The 19,524-nt window shown below is 45.5% G+C and carries 15 protein-coding genes and 1 pseudogene; 10 read left to right on the top strand and 6 right to left on the bottom strand.

What is annotated here, in order from left to right; translation table 11 throughout:
- Positions 1–42: 42 nt before the first annotated feature.
- The 5 genes from LEP1GSC052_RS14795 (at position 43) to LEP1GSC052_RS14775 (ending at position 5,597) form a co-directional block, all read left to right on the top strand.
- Positions 43–1,206 carry an acyl-CoA dehydrogenase family protein gene (locus tag LEP1GSC052_RS14795; RefSeq protein ID WP_010573478.1) on the top strand — a complete coding sequence of 388 codons (1,164 nt, stop codon included), beginning with the start codon at positions 43–45 and terminating at the stop codon, positions 1,204–1,206.
- Between the two features lie 86 nt (positions 1,207–1,292).
- Entirely contained in the window at positions 1,293–2,714 is a 1,422-nt protein-coding gene (gene trpE, locus LEP1GSC052_RS14790; RefSeq protein ID WP_040913614.1) for an anthranilate synthase component I, read from the top strand.
- Complete coding sequence (locus LEP1GSC052_RS14785) at positions 2,714–3,292, top strand: anthranilate synthase component II (protein ID WP_010573480.1); 579 nt, start codon at positions 2,714–2,716, stop codon at positions 3,290–3,292. Before trpE ends, LEP1GSC052_RS14785 begins: the two co-directional genes overlap by 1 nt.
- Entirely contained in the window at positions 3,289–5,187 is a 1,899-nt protein-coding gene (locus LEP1GSC052_RS14780; RefSeq protein WP_010573481.1) for an ABC transporter ATP-binding protein, read from the top strand. The genes LEP1GSC052_RS14785 and LEP1GSC052_RS14780 overlap by 4 nt, the downstream gene beginning before the upstream one ends.
- A complete protein-coding gene (locus tag LEP1GSC052_RS14775) occupies positions 5,184–5,597 on the top strand; it encodes a response regulator (RefSeq protein ID WP_010573482.1) in 414 nt (137 codons plus the stop codon). The genes LEP1GSC052_RS14780 and LEP1GSC052_RS14775 overlap by 4 nt, the downstream gene beginning before the upstream one ends.
- Before the next feature lie 17 nt (positions 5,598–5,614).
- Here the strand turns inward: LEP1GSC052_RS14775 and LEP1GSC052_RS14770 are convergent, their stop codons facing one another.
- Entirely contained in the window at positions 5,615–7,048 is a 1,434-nt protein-coding gene (locus tag LEP1GSC052_RS14770) for a HEAT repeat domain-containing protein (protein WP_010573483.1), read from the bottom strand.
- An 84-nt stretch (positions 7,049–7,132) separates the two neighbouring features.
- On the opposite strand from LEP1GSC052_RS14770, the pseudogene hflX reads away from it, so the two are divergent.
- Positions 7,133–8,980: pseudogene (gene hflX / locus LEP1GSC052_RS14765) on the top strand (GTPase HflX).
- Between the two features lie 106 nt (positions 8,981–9,086).
- On the opposite strand, the gene LEP1GSC052_RS14760 reads toward hflX, so the two are convergent.
- Together LEP1GSC052_RS14760 and LEP1GSC052_RS14750 are read right to left on the bottom strand one after the other, a co-directional pair.
- On the bottom strand, positions 9,087–9,458 hold the full coding sequence (locus LEP1GSC052_RS14760) for an STAS domain-containing protein (RefSeq protein ID WP_010573485.1): 372 nt from the start codon (positions 9,456–9,458) through the stop codon (positions 9,087–9,089).
- A gap of 346 nt (positions 9,459–9,804) precedes the next feature.
- Positions 9,805–11,094, bottom strand: a complete 1,290-nt coding sequence (locus LEP1GSC052_RS14750) for a homoserine dehydrogenase (RefSeq protein ID WP_010573487.1) — start codon at positions 11,092–11,094, stop codon at positions 9,805–9,807.
- Between the two features lie 151 nt (positions 11,095–11,245).
- Between LEP1GSC052_RS14750 and LEP1GSC052_RS14745 the strand changes: the two genes are divergently transcribed.
- The gene (locus tag LEP1GSC052_RS14745; RefSeq protein WP_010573488.1) at positions 11,246–11,896 is read left to right on the top strand and encodes an LIC_10572 family protein; all 651 of its coding nucleotides are present in this window, start codon (positions 11,246–11,248) and stop codon (positions 11,894–11,896) included.
- 13 nt (positions 11,897–11,909) lie between these two features.
- Positions 11,910–13,178, top strand: a complete 1,269-nt coding sequence (locus tag LEP1GSC052_RS14740) for an amidohydrolase family protein (RefSeq protein WP_010573489.1) — start codon at positions 11,910–11,912, stop codon at positions 13,176–13,178.
- A 118-nt stretch (positions 13,179–13,296) separates the two neighbouring features.
- On the opposite strand, the gene LEP1GSC052_RS14735 is transcribed toward LEP1GSC052_RS14740, so the two are convergent.
- The 3 genes from LEP1GSC052_RS14735 to cutA all read right to left on the bottom strand — a co-directional run bounded on the left by LEP1GSC052_RS14735 (position 13,297) and on the right by cutA (position 15,330).
- A complete protein-coding gene (locus tag LEP1GSC052_RS14735; RefSeq protein WP_010573490.1) occupies positions 13,297–14,082 on the bottom strand; it encodes a GNAT family N-acetyltransferase in 786 nt (261 codons plus the stop codon).
- 70 nt (positions 14,083–14,152) lie between these two features.
- Positions 14,153–14,986 (bottom strand): patatin-like phospholipase family protein, encoded by an 834-nt coding sequence (locus LEP1GSC052_RS14730; protein ID WP_020985741.1) that lies wholly within the window; start codon positions 14,984–14,986, stop codon positions 14,153–14,155.
- A gap of 23 nt (positions 14,987–15,009) precedes the next feature.
- The gene (cutA, locus tag LEP1GSC052_RS14725) at positions 15,010–15,330 is read right to left on the bottom strand and encodes a divalent-cation tolerance protein CutA (protein ID WP_010573492.1); all 321 of its coding nucleotides are present in this window, start codon (positions 15,328–15,330) and stop codon (positions 15,010–15,012) included.
- Positions 15,331–15,448: 118 nt separating this feature from the next.
- On the opposite strand from cutA, the gene LEP1GSC052_RS14720 reads away from it, so the two are divergent.
- Both LEP1GSC052_RS14720 and LEP1GSC052_RS14715 read left to right on the top strand, forming a co-directional pair.
- Entirely contained in the window at positions 15,449–16,831 is a 1,383-nt protein-coding gene (locus LEP1GSC052_RS14720) for an OmpA family protein (protein WP_010573493.1), read from the top strand.
- Between the two features lie 78 nt (positions 16,832–16,909).
- Entirely contained in the window at positions 16,910–19,519 is a 2,610-nt protein-coding gene (locus LEP1GSC052_RS14715) for a SpoIIE family protein phosphatase (protein WP_010573494.1), read from the top strand.
- Positions 19,520–19,524 lie beyond the last annotated feature (5 nt).

Raw genomic sequence — 19,524 nt, 5'->3', positions numbered from 1 at the left:
AACCATCGGAAGAGTTCAATTTCGACAAGGTGTGCTATTAAAATGGAATTTGCCCTTTCCAGTGAACAGAAAGAATTACGCGATCTCGCCCGGAAATTCGCGAAAGAAGAAATGCGTCCTCGCGCCGAACATCACGATCACACGGGAGAATATCCCATGGAAGTTCTCAAGAAGGCCTGGGAAATCGGTCTGATGAACATCCACATCGAACCCCAATTCAACGGGGCGGGGATGGCGGAACTTGACGACGTAATCATCGGCGAAGAACTCTTCTGGGGTTGTTCCGCGATGGCGACCGCGATTCTTGCAAACAATCTCGCGTTGGCTCCCGTTCTTCTCGGCGCAAACGATCGTATTAAAAAAGAATTCGTTCAACCGATGACCGAAGAATTTAAACTCGCCGCCTATGCGGTAACCGAGCCGGGCGCGGGTTCGGACGTTGCGGCGATCCGTACTTCTGCGAAAAAAGTCGGAGACGAATACATCATCAACGGATCCAAGATGTGGATCACGAACGCGGGATATGCGGATTGGTTTTTTGTTCTTACCAAAACCGATCCTGCTGCGGGCCATAAAGGAATCACCGGGTTTATCGTGGATGCGAAATCTCCCGGGATCATTATGGGAAAGAAAGAAATCAACATGGGACAGAAATGTTCCGATACGCGCGGAATCACATTCGAAGACGTGAAAGTTCCGGCGTGGCAAATGGTAGGACGCGAGGGAGAAGGATTTAAGGTTGCGATGGGCGCCTTCGATCATACTCGTCCCGGCGTTGCGATCGGCGCGGTCGGAGTCGCAAGAGCGGCGATGGAACATTCCATCAATTACGCGAACACACGCAATACCTTCGGTCGTCCGATCATGGACAATCAGGGAATTTCCTTTATGATCGCGGAGATGGCCCGCGATATCGAAGCAGGAAGGCTTCTTTGTTACCAAGCGGCTTGGATGATCGACAACGGATTTAGAAACACGTACCAAGCTTCGATCGCAAAGATGTTCTGCGCGGATATGTGCATGAGAGTTTGTACCGATGCGGTTCAAGTTCTCGGCGGATACGGATTCAACACCGAATATCCGGTTGAAAAATTAATGAGAGACGCTAAGATTTTCCAAATCTACGAAGGCACTTCTCAAATTCAAAGAATGATCGTTTCCCGTTTCCTCGCGGACGGAAAGGGAATCGAGGGACCTAATTTCTGAAAGAATTCTCGCTTACATTCGAGGAATTTTCCGCGCTCTCCGAGCGCGGAAACGTGATTCCCGTCTTCAAACAGATTTTTCTGGATATGGAGACTCCGGTATCCCTGTTTGCAAAATGGGGATGCGAATCCGCAAAAGATTCTTTTCTTTTAGAATCCGTAGAGGGCGGGGAAAAACTCGGACGAAATTCTTTTCTCGGTAAAACTCCTTCCCGCATTCTGCAAGGGAAGAATGGACTTTTTTATATCACGGTCGGCAACGAACCCGCGACCGAAATCATCACTTACGATCCTTTGGTTCTTCTGGAGAATCTTCTCGGAGACGACGTTTACGTTCAGGACTACAGACTTCCTCCGTTTGCGGGCGGCGCGGTCGGATTCTTATCCTTTTCCGCGGTTCGTTATTACGAAAATATTCCCGATACGAAACCGGAAGACGAGAACGCACCCGATTGTTACTTCGCCGTTTATGACGAACTTCTCGTAGTCGATCATATCGATCACGTTTTAAGAGTCGTGGTTAATGCGAGAACCGGCGAACATTCTTCCCTGAAAGAATGTTACGAGCATGTGATCGGCAAAATCAACTCGATCGAAAACGAAATCCGAAACGGCGTCATTCCCGAAGAAATCCGAAATCCGAAAGCTGTCCAAGGAACTCTACAATTAAATCCGAATATTCCGGATGAAGAATATAAGAAAAACGTGGAAAAGGCCAAGGAATACATCCAGGCCGGAGACATTTTTCAGGTCGTTCCTTCCCGCAAGCTACAGTTCAAACCGGAAGTTTCTCCGTTTCAGATCTATCGCGGTTTAAGAACCGTAAATCCAAGTCCTTATATGTATTATCTCCGTCTCGGAGAAATCACCATTGTCGGAAGTTCTCCGGAGATTATGGTGAAATACGCGGGCAATCAGACGTATCTTCGTCCGATCGCCGGAACCCGTCCCCGCGGCAAAAACGCGAGCGAGGATCAATATCTCGAAGAGAATCTTTTGGCGGATCCGAAAGAAATCGCGGAACATATCATGCTCGTCGATCTCGGCCGTAACGATCTCGGAAGGGTTTGTAAACCGGGAAGCGTCCGCGTAAACGACTTCAAAGTCATCGAAAAATATTCTCACGTTATGCACATCGTAAGTCAGTGTTCCGGCGAACTCGACGAGGAAAAAACCGTTTACGATCTGATTCGTGCGACTCTTCCCGCGGGAACCGTTTCGGGCGCTCCGAAAATCCGCGCGATGGAAATCATCGACGAACTCGAAACCACAAGACGCGCGATCTATTCGGGAGCGTTGGGTTATATTTCCTTTTCGGGAGAAAGCGATCTCGCGATCATCATTCGTACGATCGTGTTTTACGGAGATACGGCATTCTTACAAGCGGGCGGCGGAGTCGTTTACGATTCGGTTGCGGAATCCGAACTCGAAGAGACAAAAAACAAAATGGCCGCCCTTTTGAAAGCGGTTGAGTTCGCCAGAAACGGGCTCAAAGGAGAATGGAAATAATGCTTCTCCTGATCGATAATTACGATTCCTTCACATACAATCTTTATCAGTATTTCTGTCAGATCGGAAACAACGTGGAAGTTTATCGCAACGATAGAATCACGTTAAACGAAATCAACGAACTCAAACCGAAAGGAATCATTCTTTCTCCGGGTCCGGGTCGTCCCGAAGATTCCAAGGTTTGTTTGGACGTAATCCGGGAACTCGGCGGTAAACTTCCGATCTTCGGGGTTTGTTTGGGACATCAGGCCATCGGTCTCGTTCACGGAGGTAAGATCGTTTCCGCGCCTTCGATCATGCACGGAAAAGTTTCCCTCATCGAACACGACGGAAAGGATATTTATAAGGGAATTCCTTCTCCTTTCGTCGCTACTCGTTATCATTCTTTGGTGATTCAACCAGAAAGTATGCCGAAGGAATTGGAAGTCGCTTCCAAAACGCACGACGGCGTGATTATGGGAGTGCGTCATAAAACCAAAAAACATCTTTACGGAGTTCAATTCCATCCTGAGTCCATCATGACCAGCGCCGGACTGGATCTGGTCAGAAACTTTTCCTCTATCGTTCAGGAACCATGAAGTTTTTTTTCAGGCTTCTCGCCTATTCCGTACGTTATAAGTATCGATTCTCCCTCGGAATCGTATTCGCATTATTGACCGCGATCTTAAACGCGGTTTCTCTCACGGCTCTCATTCCTCTTTTCGATTCTCTCGGTAACGATAAACAAACCCGCTTTCAGCTTCAGATGACTTTACCCGAGCAGAGAATTCTCCTCAAACAAAAAGTTTTCGGGGAAGAATCCTTGGACGGGCTCGAAAGAACCAAACTTCTTTTGATCGACGCGAAAGAATGGGTCAACGGAAGAACCAAAGGGCTCGAACCGAAGGAAGTCGTTTGGGCGATTTGTATCATCGTGATGCCCTTATATCTTTTGAAGTTGATTACGTATTTATTATCCGTTTATTGCATCGCCACGGCCGGTTACAAAGCCGTGAGAGACATTCGACAGGAACTCTTCGAAAAAAATCAGCTTCTGCCTTTGACCTATTTCTTTAAGGAAAAAACCGGTTTGATGATGAGTAGAATCATCAACGACGTGGAAGTGGTCGCGGCCGTGATTTCGAGCAACTTTCGGGACGCCACGATCAACTTTTTCTACGTGGTGACACACTTAATGGTATTATTATATTTGAATACGGAATTGTTGCTGATCGCCTGTCTTACGGTTCCTGTCATCATTCTTCCCGTAACCTTGTTTACCAGAAAGATCACCAAGTCTACTGCGAGATCCCAGGAAAAGATGGCCGATCTAAACGCGAACATCCAAGAGATGATCTCCGGAATCAAGGTGATCCGAGTTTTCAATTCGGAAGAATACGAACAGGAAAAATTCGGAAAGATCAATCACAACGTTTATCGAAGAAACTTCAAAGGACAGTTTTATCTTCAGATCGCTCCTTCTCTCGTCGAGTTGACTTCTTCGATTGTGGTTCTCGGATTTTTTGCTGCGGGCGCGAGTCTGATTTACAACGGAAGATTCACGCAAGGCGAGTTTATGGCCTTTCTTTTGACTCTTCTCTTTTTGCTCCGGCCTCTGACTCAACTTTCTCAGATGGTGGGAAAGATCACGCAGTCGATCGCCTCCGGTAAAAGAATTTTCGAAATCATCGACTTGGAAACCGAAGACCACAGCGAAGAAAGTAAGGTCGCGGCGGCTCCTCTGTCTCAAAGCATCGAATTTAAGAATTTATTCTTTTCTTATCCGGGAACCAATGCCGCCGTTCTAAAAGACATCAACCTGAAAGTGAAAAAGGGCGAGACGATCGCTCTCATCGGTGCGAGCGGTTGTGGAAAGTCAACGTTGATGGATTTGATTCCGAGATTCTTCGATCCTTCTTCCGGTTCGATCGAATTCGACGGAATCGATATCCGCGACATCAGCCTCGGAGATCTTCGTAAAAAGATCGGAATCGTAACCCAGGACATTTTTCTTTTTCACGGAACGGTTGCGGACAATATCGCGTACGGAAAACCGGGCGCGACCCGAAAGGACGTGATCCGCGCCGCGAGACTCGCACACGCGCACGACTTTATCAAAAAGATGGACAACGGATACGATAGCCTTCTCGGGGTTCGCGGGCTCAATCTTTCCGGCGGTCAAAGACAAAGACTCGTAATCGCCCGCGCTTTGTTGCGCGACCCGGAGATCATGATCTTGGACGAAGCGACTTCCGCGCTCGACGTGGAATCGGAGCGATTGGTCAGCGACGCTCTCCGAAGATTATACGCCAACAGAACTACATTCGTAATCGCTCATAGACTTTCCACGATCAAGGATATCCCGAGAATCATCGTGATGGACAACGGTAAGATCGTGGAAGAGGGAAATCACAATTCCTTATATGAGCAAAACGGAATCTATCGAAAACTTTCGGACAATCAATTTGCCGCCAACAACGGAGTATTACCATGAAGAAAAGCGTTCTGATCGTGGACGACAACGACCGCTACGCGAACAATCTAAAGGTTTGGTTCGAACAGAAGGGTTTTGAAACCGTAAGAGCCGTCGACGCCGCTCAAGGTTGGGAAATTTACAGCAAGGATAAGAATCGTTTTCATACCATCGTGACCGATATTACGATGGAAACCCAGACTTCCGGTCTTTGGATGATTCGTAAGATTCACAAGGACGGTTATCAAGGCAATAAGATCATCGCTACCACCGGATTCGATTTTCCGGGAGTGATGTTTTTCTCGTCTTCCATTCTCCCTTGGTTTGCGGGAATCGGTTGGATGGTTCCTAAGGTTCCTTTGAAGCAGGGAACGGTCGTATTTCTCCCCACTTCCTTAAAAAAGAAAATCCGTTTCGAAACGGTCGTTTAACTACGTTTTAACGGTTCTTAGTTTTCCAGAGGCGGTCCGTTTTCGGAGCCCGGTTCCGCATTATTCTCGTTAGACGGAGAAGCGGGATCGGTCTCTTCCATATCGGAAGCCGGAGTGAACTTGTTCTGTTTTCTTTTGTATCGTTTTCCCTTTTTCTCTTTCGGAGGAGCGATGATCGTTCTGATCTTCAGATACGGTCCGAACACCCAGGACTGAAAGGTTTCGTAATAACTTTCCGGATTTTTGGATTCCAAAAGAAGAAGGTAATAATGATCTTCCACGAACTTCTCGCCGACTCTTTGAATGAATCTACGATCGCTTTTTTTGAGAATCTTTCCGACTTCTCCGGTCGTAAGCGCGCGTAACTTGCGCGAGGTCGGATACGGATTCTCCTGAGAAGAACCGCCTTCCACGATCACGGTTCCGAATTGATAGAAAGCCTTTCTCAGATTGAGTTGAGCCAAAACCCTTTGTGTGAGTTCGTCCGAAGCGGAATTTTCCAAGATTCGAATGAACGAATACGTTCCGTATAAGCTCGTGTTTTGACCGATCGCTTCGATGATATTCTTTACGAGTTCCGGCTTTGTTTCCAGGGTTTGTTCCAGAATTCTCAAGGAAGCGCGGGTTTTGTGGATTCCCAAAGCCTCGATCGCGGTCTTTTGAAGTTCGGGATCGTCCGAATCCAAATACGTTTTGAACAGTTTCAGATCGTCGTTTACTTGAAACGCCGCAAGACCCAACAAGGAAGCCTTTACGATTTCGGTTCTGGAAGAACGGATTCCCTGACGGATCAGCGCGTCTCTTGCGGAAGGATCCTTGGTTTTACCCATTCCTCTCCATGAGGAAAATTGAATATCGGGATCGTTGGATTTGATTCCTCTAAAAAAATAATCGAGAGAAGAGGGCGAACCGATATCGGCTAACGCCTTGTAGGCGGCTTGTCTTACTGCTTCTCCGTCGCGTTCGATCACGTGATGAAGGGTTTTGACTCCGCCTCGACCCATTCTCCCGATCGCCAAAACCGCGGCGGCTCTCACGCGCGGAATCGAATGTGTAAGAGCGATCCGATCCAAAACCTTATAACGTTTTTCTGCTTCCGCGCGGAACACGGTAAGAATCCCTTTCTTGAGCGAAAGATCGTATTCGATTTCCTGTCTTTCTTTCGGAGTCAGGTCCTTGCGTTTTCTTCTTTCGTAAGAGGAAACCCCGTCCGATTCCTCGGTAAGATTTCTCGGATCGTCTACGTTCAAACCGCCGGAGGAATTTCCGTTCGTGGAAGATTCTCCCGAGTTCGGATTTTCGGAAGAATCGTCGGGCGCGTCCACTTTCGTAAAAACGTTTTGATCGTTCGAACCGGATCGAACCGACTCCGCGTTCAAACCGACCCAAACAAAAGAACAAAGAAGAATAACGTAAGGAAATAACTTTCTCAATTTGAAATAAGAGGACATTGGATACCTTTGATGGGTAAAATTTTTCGCAAGGATGCTATTCATAAGTTCGACCGATTTTTCAGATTTTTCCTGTTTTTTTCCATGACAAGCATGATTTCGGAGAACCGGAATGCTTGACGGAAACCGGGAAACCTGCTACGTTTTAGTAAAGGGAGAACATTCTTTATTAGCAAGCTCAGCGGTAACCTCAACGGCCTCAAATCCAATCAAATCCAAAGACTGAAAAAAATTTCCGAAAAAAGAATCCGGGAAGATGTAATCGTTAGTCAAGAAATTTCACGCACTCTCTGCGAATTATCCTTAGAAATCAGCAAACAAATCGGAATCCTAATCGATCGATCCGGATACGTTACTCACGTGTTAGTCGGGACCGACAACTCGATCGAAATTCCGTTTTTGGACCGACTTCGTACATCCGAAGCGAGATTGCGAGGTTTAAGACTCGTTCATACCCACTTAAAGGGAGAATCTCTCAACCAGGAAGACCTCACCGACTTGGCCTTGCTCCGTCTGGATTATATAACCGCCGTTATCATGGATTCTTCCGGAAATCCGAACGGATATTTTTCCGCGCACGTAAATCCCGAATCCGAAGACGAGCTTTGGACCGTTCTCCCCAAACAATATCCGGGCCAACTTACCGAAGGAATTTTGGACGAGATCCTGGACATCGAATCCAGACTTTCCCGTTCCAGACGAAATCTAAAGGACGCTCAAAAGGAAAACCGCGCCTTTTTGGTCGGGGTTTATCCGGAAAGAAACGTCGGAAGACATCCGAACTTATCCATGGAAGAATTGAAGGAACTCTGTAGAACCGCCGAGGTCCACGTAGTCGATACGTTTATGCAGAGAAAGAATCGTCTCGATCCTTCCACCGTTTTGGGAAAGGGAAAACTGGAAGAGATCATTCTTAAAGCGATTCAGAAACACGTCGAACTTCTCGTATTCGATTTGGAACTGACTCCTTCTCAAGCGAAGAAAATTTCGGACATCGCCGATATCAAGGTGATCGATCGAACCCAACTCATTCTCGATATCTTTGCGAGAAACGCGACAAGCCGGGACGGTAAACTGCAGGTCGAGTTGGCTCAGCTTAAATATCTGAAAGGAAGGCTCACCGAGTTGGACGATAACATGTCGAGGTTGACCGGGGGAATCGGCGGAAGAGGACCGGGGGAAACAAAACTGGAAATCGGAAAACGAAGAGTGGAAGAACGAATTTCCAGACTCGAAGCCGAACTCAAATCCCTGAAAAAACGAAGAGAAGTCAATCGAAGACAAAGAAAGAAAAACGAACTTCCCGTTGTGGGCATCGTAGGTTATACGAACGCCGGAAAATCCACGTTGTTAAACGCTTTGACCAACAGCGAAGTCTTATCGGAAAACAAATTGTTTGCGACTCTCGATCCGACGACTCGAAGAATCCGTTTTCCCGAAGAAAGAGAAATCATCATTTCCGATACGGTAGGATTTATCCACGATCTTCCTCCCGAACTTTCCAACGCGTTCAAAGCCACCTTAGAGGAGTTAGGCGATTCGGATCTTTTGGTGCACGTCGTGGACGTTTCCAATCCCGACTACAAACTTCAGATGGAAGCGGTCGAAAAGATTTTGGAAGAATTAGAACTTTCTCATATACCGATGATCCAAGTGTTCAACAAGATCGACAATCTCGAAAAGTTCAAGACCTGGGCGAAAGAAAACGACGATTCCAACGGTTACAAAAAATCCTCTCGTCCTTCGATCAATCACGGACCGGGTTTGGAAGCGATCGCGGACTTAAAAGAGGATTTGGGAATCGACGTACATACCGATACGGTTTTGGTTTCCGCGTATCGAGGTTGGGGTTTAAAGATTCTTTTGGATCTTTTGGAAGAAAGAATCTACGATCAGGCCAAATCGAAATATTCCGTCGTGGAAAAATTTTAAGAAAATTGAATCCTGAACCGCTCCGGACTTTTACGTTCCTTTGTGAACGTGGTAGTTCCTACAATTTCGGTTTTTGGGGAAAGGTTTCGAACCTCGGTTTGCGCGTTTATGCGAACGCTTTCTTGGCTTCCTCGACGGAATGATAGATCTCCACTTTTTTCGGAAGTTCCATCAGACGAATCACGTTTTCCAAAAAGTGATTCAACCCGCCGATCACGATCTTGCCGGAATGTTGATCCACGGTTTTGATCAAAGTAAGAATCGTAGCGACTCCCACACTGTTGATGTATTCGAGCGCGGAAAGATCCAAGATGATGTTGAAGACTTCTTCCTCGAAGATGAAATGAATTTTGCGTGAAATCTCGAAAGAGTTGGAGTTAGTCACCTTCCCGTTGAAAACAACGAGTTGAACTTCCTTGTTAGGGAGACTTGTTTTTGTCGTCTCAATGTATAATGAATCGAATTCTACTCTCGCCATGAAAATTCCTTTTATATCGCCGGGAAAATTTTCCCTTCTTTATATTTCAACCGGATCTTCTCGCCTTCTTGGAAATGATCGGCATCATACCGACCTTTTAAAACAATTTGGATCGTACCTTTCCCCGGGATCGCACCTTCAAATTCCAGGTATATCCTTCTATGAGAACGTTTTTTTTCAAATTCCACAACGCGACCTTTCAGAAAATCGTCCAGATTCCCGTCCGAGGTCCCGAAAGTCGAAAGATTCTCCTCCGCTCCCGGATCCAGGAATAAGTCCAGATGTTCCTCATTCCCGTCCGAATGCAAAGACAAAGTGAAATCCTTCCATTCCATTCAAGGAATTCTCAGAGTTTATCCTCGAGTCGGATCGCAACGGAGGCATGTCGGATTAAAGACAAACCGTCTATGATCTTCAATGACTTTTTTATATTTTCTTCCGTTGCGGGATGCGTAATTACAACAACTTCAACGGGTTCTTTTTCAGCTTCATTTTGTCTCACGGACGAGATCGAAATTCCGTGATCGCCCAATACCTTGGAAATCTCAGAAAGAACTCCGGGCAGATCCACGGTAGTAAATCGGAGATAATAACGCACCAAGGAACCGTTCGCTTCCGAGATCGACGCCTGCGGAAATAAATTCTTTTCAGGTGCGATTCCTTTGTTTCTTCTCGCTCCGTAGTAGAGAACGTCGGAAACGACGGAAGAAGCGGTAGGCAACGATCCCGCTCCCTTTCCGACAAACATTCCCGGTCCCGCATAAGCGGTTTGATAATACACCGCGTTCATCTCGTTCATGATGTTTGCAAACGGATGTTTAACGGGGATCATCACCGGTTGAACTCGGGCTTCGATCTTATTAGACAACTTTCTCACTAAGCCGAGAAGTTTAATTCTATAACCGAGTTCGCTTGCAAATTGGATATCCAATCCGCTAATCTTTGTTATACCTTCGATTTGGACGCTCTGTAAAGGAATTTTTTCGGAGAAAGCCAAACTTCCCAAAATGCTGATCTTATGAGCGGTGTCGATTCCTTCCACGTCGAAGGTCGGGTCCTTCTCCGCAAAGCCCAAGTCCTGAGCGATTCGAAGTGCCTCCGAATAATTAAGATGTTCCAATTCCATCTTGGAAAGAATAAAGTTCGTGGTTCCGTTGAGAATTCCGTATAAGGAAAGAAAGGAATCGCTTCCGAGTCCGGATTTGATGGAACGGATCACCGGAATCGCTCCCGCGACCGAGGCTTCCATTCCGATCTCCAAACCTCTTTCGTGCGCGAGCGAAAACAGTTCGTCCCCTCTTTGAGAGAGAAGAGCCTTGTTCGCAGTGATCACCGTTTTACCGTTCTTCAACGCGTCTTTTACGATGGAATACGCGATGTCCGTACCTCCGACCAATTCCAAAACCATATCGATTTCGGGATCGGTAACGATCTTTTGATAATCGGATTCTAATTTACAATTCGGAAAATTTTGAAGTTCCTTTCTGATTTTTTCGGGAGTTCGCGTGCAGACCGAGGAAAGAATCGGTTCCAATCCGAATTTTTCGAGATAAGCGGCGCTTTCTTTTTTAAGAATCTCGATGACGCCCGATCCGACGGTTCCAGCTCCGATCAATCCAATGCGAATGCGTTCCATGGTTTACCATCTTCGAAATTTGCGGGGAAGATTCACTTCATTTTCAAAGTAAAAGCGTTGTTCCTTTAAGGATCGAAATTTTAATTTACAACTTATCATTTCTCTGGTACGAATCAAAGAGAAGTTTTTAAATTCAAAAACACAGGTCCAAATGGCAAACAAAAGAAGGCCTCCCCGGAAGAAACATAATTCAAATCAAAAAGGTTCCGGAGGCGGAGGCAACGAAAGGAATCGGGAAAACTCCGAATCCAACCGCGGCGGAAACGAACAGAGAAACGAACCAAGAGAAGGAAACAGAAGACATTCTCACCAACAACGCCAGCAACAAGGAAAGAATTTTCAAAGAAATCAAGAGTTCCATCGCAAAAGCCAAGAACTCGCCATGGAGAAAAGCGCTGCCCCCAAGGTGAGAGTTCCGCGAGAAGGCGGAGGAAAACTCGTAACGCGGATCATTCTCGCGCTTAGTCTTGTTCTTTTAGGAATTTTCAGTTACTTTATCTGCGAAAACTATCACACGAAAACTCCCGTTTACGGCAAACGCGGTTGGGACGATACGTTTCATAGATCGGCGACTTGGGCCGAGGCGAAAGATATCTGCGACGAAAAGGCCAAGCGTCTTCCCGGTAAGGATCAGTTGAAAACGTTCAGCAAAAGAGCGGATCAAAAGCTGAGAAGCGCGGGGATCTTTTGGTCTTCCAGTCAGGACGGGGAGAATGGAAATTATTTCTCCGTAAATTTTAAGGACGGAGCCGAAGCCAGCAATCCGGGAACTATGAAGTTTAACGTGATCTGCGTTAAGTGAAATTGCGTCTTTCATGATTCGAAAAATCTCAGGTAGAATCGTCACACACGAACGCGAGTTCGACGGAACGGTGGAATGGGATCCTTCCACCGGATGGATCACGTCCGTTCGGGAAGGTTTGGAGTTCGACGTCTCCGAAGAAGATGCTAAGGACGAAGTCTGGTTCGATCCGAACGAAGCCGTAATCTTTCCGGGCTTCGGAGATATTCACATTCACGCAAGAGAAGACGAAAGCGGGAAACACACGTATAAGGAAGATTTTATTTCCGCGAGCGAAGCCGCGGTCAACGGAGGTGTGATCCACGTCGCGGACATGCCGAACAATCCGATTCCTCCCGTGGACGAAAATTCATATTCAAAAAAACGCAAGTTAGCCGATCGTTCTCCCATCCACATAACGTTGTACGCCGGAATAGGACCGAACACGAAACCTTTGGAGCATTCCGTTCCGTATAAGGTTTTTATGGGCCCGAGCATCGGAGAACTTTTTTTCCACAACAACGAAACCCTCGAAGATACGATCCGCAATTACGCGGGACAGAACATCAGCTTTCACTGCGAAGATCCCGAAATTCTCGAAAAACATCAGGACGAAAAACTGCACGAAGACAGAAGACCCGCCGAAGCGGAAACGATGGCGACGGACTTCGCGTTGTATCTGATCGAAAAATACGATCTTCGAGGTAAACTCTGTCATTATTCCACGGGCGACGGTTTGAATAAGATCAAAGCCGCAAAACAAAAAGGGATTCGAATCACTTGCGAAGTGACGCCGACACATTTGTTTTTCGATCGTTCCATGCTTACCGACGAGAACCGTCATTGGTTTCAGATGAATCCTCCGTTGCGCGACAAAGAGGATCGGGAAAGAATGCTCGAAGGAGTCAAAGAAGGTTGGATCGATTATCTCGCAACCGATCACGCTCCTCACAGTATCGAGGAAAAACACAAGGGAACGAGCGGGATTTCGCAACTCGATACATATTCACTTTTTGTAACATGGTTGATTCTAAAAGGCGGAGTGGAATTAAAAACCGTCGCAAAGATCTGTTCGAAAAATCCGGGAGACTTCGTGAACGAATATCTTCCTCCGAAATACGGAAAGGGTTTCGGAAGAATCGAACCGGGTTATTCCGCGAACTTCACGGTGCTCAATCTAAAAAAACCGAAGACGTTTCACAAAGAGGAAATCAAAAGTAAATCGGGTTGGTCCCCGTTTGAAAATTTCGAATTTCCGGGTTCGATCGAAGCCGTATTCTTTTGCGGAAATCGTCTCAAGTAAGAATTTTTCTCGCTTCGGAATCCGCTTTTTCCGCATCGATTTCTTTGCGATCCCGCGGACTTTTACGAATCGAACCGGATTCAATCGGAACCGCGCTTGCAAATTTCACTTCGAAGTTTTAAACTTTGCTTTGACTCCAATGGCGCAGAAGAATCGATTTTTCAAAACCGAATCTTTCGTAAATTCCTTTGCCCATTTCCGTCGCGTGAAGAATGATAAAACCCGAAAAGTCCCTTCGAATCTCGCCTAAGATATGTTCGACGAGAACGGACGCATGACCGAAACCTCGGTGTCGCGGGTCGGTCGTGATCGAATACAAACCGTAGGATTCTCCGTCGAAAAAAGTCATTCCGGTAGTCGCCATGTTTCCGTTTACAAAACCCGCATAAAGACGGAATTCCTTTCGATCGATGAGCTTTAGGTATAAATTTTCGCGGTCGTCGGATTCAAACGATTCGTTTACGATCTTCAGCCAATCCTTGAGTTCGTTCGGAGTTTCGATTTTTCGGATCTCAAGTCTTTCCGTAATTGCGTTCTTTTGAATATTTAAATTCTTTAAAGTGTTGGATTTGTACGAGGGGGCGGGGTTTCCTTTGAGATACATTCCCGCTTGTTCGTTGCAGGAATCGTAGCCGAGTTCGCGGATCGCATTCTCGTGTTCTCTTGTATTCAAAAAATCTAAAATGTCCGGATGAAATCCTTTTTTTCTCAGATCCTCTACTTCTTTGACGAGTTCGGAAGGCGATAAGCTTCCTTTTAAAATGATTCTCGTGAACCAATGTGAATCCGGATTGGAATAGAAATCGAAACTTTTATAGTTGAAGACCGGCGCTCCCATCAGATCGGAAAGCGTTCGATGCAGTTTGACGTAATTCTCCGTGATTTCTATAACTTTCGGTTGCATTCGGTTCGTGGAATCGATTCGTGTTCGAGATCGTTCTCGATTTCGTCGTTCTTATGTTGGACGTTCTAGTTTAAGCGGACGCGAGAATTTTTTTCTTCCAATGATGCGCGCTTTTTCTTCCTTCTTCCATCGCTTCCTTTCCGTGTTTGAGTCGATCGGCGTCGATATAAGGAGTCACGGTTTCGATTCTTAATATTTGCTTTTTATAATGTTTTGCGAGCAGTTCCTTTAGTTCCCTCGTTTCGTTTTCGATGATCTGAACGGAAGAATGGAAGGCGCGGATCATCGCCTTTTCCGAATGGCCTTTTTTGGTGCGGACGCTGTGAACTACGATCTTCTTGATCGATTTGTCGAGGATCAATTCCTTGATCGGTTCCTGATCGGCGACTCCTCCGTCTATAAATTCCTCTTCTCCCAATTTTTGAATTTCAAAAAGAAAGGGAAAGGTCATCGAAGCGAGAATCTGATCGATCAAATCGCCTTTGGTTTTTAATTCGCGGATTTGTTTCGTGATGTTCGAAACGGAAACACCCATAGGAACGGGAAGGTCTTCGATTTTTTTATGACCCAGATGAGGTTTTAATAATTCTTTGATCTTCTTACCAGAAAGAATTCCGGAATAATTCTTAAGACCTTTGCGGATCGGTTTTACGAAATTGGTGATGAGGTTTCCTTCCCAAAAATCCTTCTTCTTAAGATTTAAGATCAAGTCGGTCATCGTATCGGTCGGAACGCCCGCGGCTACGAGAGAACCGATCAAAGCGCCCGAACTACAGCCGGTGATCTTGGTCGGATGGAAACCGATTTCTGAAAGACCTTTCGCAAAACCCGCGTGAGCGTAAAAACCGAAAAAAGCCGAATTGAAAGTGAGAGCCGTGAATTTTTGTTTAACGTGAATTTGCACAATATAACCTTTTTTGAATATATCTATTCCGTAAGAAGTTCTCCGAACAACCATGAAAAATATTCCCGGTTGCCTTCGAGTAAGGGAAGGCTGACCACACAGGGAACCGAATAACTGTGTAAAGATTTGATTCTCAGGGTGAGTTCCGTCATAAGATCGCTTTTCGTTTTTAGGATGAGAACGACTTCGTTGTCGGTGACGACTTTCTTATCCCAATGATAGATCGATTTCATTTTGGGAAGAATATTCGCGCAGGCCGCGAGCCTTTCTTCCACGATCGCCTTGCCGATCTTTAAGGCTTCCTTTTCATTTTTGGTCGTTACGTAAACGAGTCTCGCTTCCATTGGATTCTCCTCAAAACAATCAGGACTCTGATTTTAATTTTCGTCCGATTCTCCGTTTTTTTGGGAAAGTTTTTTACTCTTTTCTTATGTTTTAACGAAATCTTACGAAACTAAAACTATGAGGAAGTCTTTGAAAGTTTATCCCCGTTCGAAAAAAATACGTAAAGGTTTCCTCGGAATCTTATCCTGCGTTTTTATTCTTTGTTTTATACATCTTAACTCTTTGTTTTCGGAAGAACCTGAAAAAATTCTTTTTCGATGGAAGTTGACTCCGGGTGAGAACGTGGAGCTCAACGAATATCATCGCGTTCAATTGATAAGTCAGGGAAGAAAAATCAAAAGAGAGGATAAGAATCGGATTCTTCTGCAAACTCTTTCCTGCGAGAACAAGGCTTGTTTACTCGAAGGTTTTTTCGATACATACACTCGTTATCCCGAAGTCGATCCCGCGTTTAGAAAGGACAAAACGTATAAGAGCCGATTTCAAATTACGGAAATAGGACAATACAAGGTTCCTCAAGAATACGGGATGCCCAATCTTCGTTCTCTTCCGAGTTTTTCCGAAACGCCGGTTGCGATCGGGGAAGAATGGACTCAACCCGCAACGGAGAATTTTCAGTTTCCCGGCGGAAGGGTTATGATCACCGTTCTTGCGAAGTATAAGTATCACGGTCTTGATAACTGGGAGTTTCAAAAACTTTCGGGTAGGGCCGATCGTATCGAATATAACTATTCCTTATATTACGATTCTCAAATGAACCGGGAAGGAGTTCCGTTTAAAATTTACGGCTTCGCGCGGGGAATGGTTTTTTTCGATCGCGAACTCGGACTTCCCCAATACAAAAGGGTTCAACTCGCGTACACGTTCGTATATGCGAACGGAAGCGCGCAGGAGATGTCCTTCGACATCCATGGAGTATATAATAAAAACGTAAAGCTTACGGATAACGATAAGGATAAGTTCGCCGAAGAGATCCGCAAGATTTTGGGCGGAGAACTTCCCACCGGAATCGAACCGAACTCTGATCCGAAACGAAATTCTAAAAAACCTCCGCGTGATACTTTATCCTGGCCCGAAGAAGAGGAGAATCGAGCCAAACCGGAAACGGAAAAACCGTCCGGTCCTCCGGTTGAAATCCGAAGAACGGAGGAAGGAATCGCCATCTCGTTGAACTCCGTGTTGTTCGATTACAATAGTTCCGAGTTAAAGGAAGAGGCGAAACTCGAGCTGGAAAGAATCGCGTCCGTATTGAAAAAATACGGAGACCGCGAAATCAGAATCAGCGGCCACACGGACAACTCGGGCGGCGAAGAATACAACCGCAAACTTTCCAGAGAGCGCGCGTTAAGCGTTCTAAAGGAACTTCGCGACAAACAAGGTCTCGAAGAAAAAAGAATGTCCTACGAAGGATACGGAAAGTCGAAACCGATCGCGGATAACTCCACGCTTCAAGGCAGACAAAAGAATCGTCGCGTCGATATAACGATCGTGATGGAGTAGTTTAAAATCGGACTTCGTTTAATATTTCTTGCAAAATCGGAATCGCCCTTTATCAAAGATTTTTCGGCGGAACGAACGATGAGCGAAATCCCGACACAAACTCGAAAAATTATTTCCATTCGATCGTTTAGTCTGATCGTTTTTCTTTTATCCTCGCCGATTCTCTCGTTTCCGATTCAGATCACTAAGGATTGGAGGATCGCGGCCGGAAAAAATCTCGATGTTCGCGCCGAAGATTCTTCCTGGAAAGAATTCAAATCCCTTCCGATTCCCAAGGACTTGCTTCGTTCTTTTTCCTTTCCCGAAGACGCGGTCCCGACGCTTACCTTACTCAAAACCTTCGACGTTTCCTCGCAAGACATACAAAGTCTCACGATGGACGGACTTTCGATTCATTTTCCCTTGCTGACCAACGTCTATGAAATTTATTTCAACGGAGAAAAGATCGGTGAAGGCGGCGCGATTCTTGGCGGAAAGATCGTAAAGAACGGTTTTAAAAGACACGTGATCTTTCCGATTCCCGAAAACAAAATCAAGATCGGTAAGAACGAGATTCGATTGATTCTTTCGTCCGATCCAGGAGAGGAACTGGACGCTTATGCGAGTTTTGATTCGACCCCGCCCGTGGTGGATCTTCAATCGCGCAACGCTTTGATTCTTTCGGAACGATCGACTCTGATGCTTTCCTTTTTGTATCTCTTCGTAGGCTTTTATCACTTCCTGTTTTATTTCAAACGTCCTCAGGAAAAATACAATCTGTTCTTCGGTCTTTTTTCTATATCGCTTTCGACGTATATCTATCTTAGAAGCAACTCCGTTTACGAACTCAACTTGGATCCTCTTCTTCAGATGAAGTTGGAATACATGGTCGTCTTCAACGTTACCGCGTTCTTTCTTTTGTTTCTGGATAATTTTTTCGATTCAAAGATCAGTTCGATCTCCAGATTCTATCAATTCTTCGCGTTGGCTCTTACGTCCTTGATCCCTTTTTCAAGTCGTGCGATTTGCGTCCTTCTTTTGCAGATATGGCAAATCTCCGTTTTTGTTTTCGCGGCATATTCGCTTTTTATCATGCTTCGGGCCTTGTATCGGAAAAATCAGGACAGCATCCGTTTATTCGCGGGTTTTATCATTCTTTTGGTTTCCGCGATCACCGATCTCGTGGGATCGATGCAGTTGGTTCCTTATTTAGAAAATTATGGATTGCTAAAATACGGATTTTTCACGTTCGAACTCGGGATCGTTTTCATTCTCGCGAATCGATTTTTGAGGGTTCATAACGAAGTGGAAGAATTGAACCTGGATTTGGACCGAAAGGTTAAGGAGAGAACCGGCCAATTGGAAGATACTCTGAGTCAGATTCAGGAACTCAAGATCCAGCAGGACGGGGATTATTTTTTGACCTCGCTTCTTTTGGATCCGTTGAACCGTTATAAGGTTCAGAACGAAACGATTCTCGTGGAAGGTTTCAGCCGTCAAAAGAAACATTTCGAATTTAAACAATGGAAGAAGGAAATCGGAGGAGATATCATCATCGCCGACGAAGTCGTATTAAAAGATAGGAAGTATCTCGTATTCGTCAACGGCGACGCGATGGGAAAGTCGATTCAAGGAGCGGGAGGAGCGTTGGTTCTCGGTGTCGTGTTCCGTTCTTTCTTGTCCAGAACGAAAACGTCTTCTTCGTATCATTCCAAACCTCCCGAACTCTGGCTCAAGGAATGTTTTTTAGAACTTCAAAACATATTCGAATCCTTCGACGGTTCGATGTTGATTTCCGTCGTTCTCGGTTTGGTGGATTTGGAATCGGGGATTCTATTCTTTTTAAACGCGGAACATCCTTGGACCGTTCTTTATCGGGACGGGGTTTCTTCCTTTATCGAAGATAAATTAGAACTTCGTAAAATAGGAATCACCGGTTTGGAAAGTAAGATGAAGGTGAAAACTTTTTTCCTCGAAAAAGGGGATTCAATCTTTATCGGATCGGACGGAAGAGACGATCTTTTGCTCGGGGTCGATCCCGACGGAACCAGACTTATCAACGAGGACGAATCCCAATTCTTAAAACGAGTGGAAGAATCCAGAGGCGATCTCGGACTACTCATACAAGGACTTCGGAATTACGGAGAATTGACGGACGATTTAAGCGTTCTCAAAATCACGTATCTAAAAGATCCCGTTCGATTGGGAACTCTTACTTGGAATTTATCCTTTAAATTTCCGGACGAAACCTATTCGAAATATTTGGATGCGGAAAACTGGGAACACGCTTTGTATCATCTTGAAAATCTAAAAAGTAGAATCGAAGACGGAAATATGTCTCCGGTTTTCAAAAAGGAACTCGCGAAAGTATATTATAAAACCGGAAAGTATGAGGAAGCTCTTTCTTTGTTCGAAGATTTGATCTCCGAGTTTCCCGAAGACGTGGAAACGATGTTTATCGCTTCTTTGATCTATAAAAGATTCAAACGGTTTCGACAAGCCGTGGAATTGGGAGAACGCGTGCTTCTTCGCGAACCTGAATTTTTAAACAACGTAGCGCACTTAGCCGAGTCCTATCTTTTTATTCATAAGAAGGACGTGACCGTAAAGTTATTGGAGAAGGTGGATCAACTGGACCCGAGCAATTCTCACGCGAAAAAAATTCGGATCCAACTGGATGCTCCGATTCCGGATCATCGAAGCGGCTAAAAAGA

It is taken from the genome of Leptospira kmetyi serovar Malaysia str. Bejo-Iso9, from assembly GCF_000243735.2.
Classification (GTDB): domain Bacteria; phylum Spirochaetota; class Leptospiria; order Leptospirales; family Leptospiraceae; genus Leptospira; species Leptospira kmetyi.
This window is presented reverse-complemented; position numbering and strand designations above follow the sequence as displayed.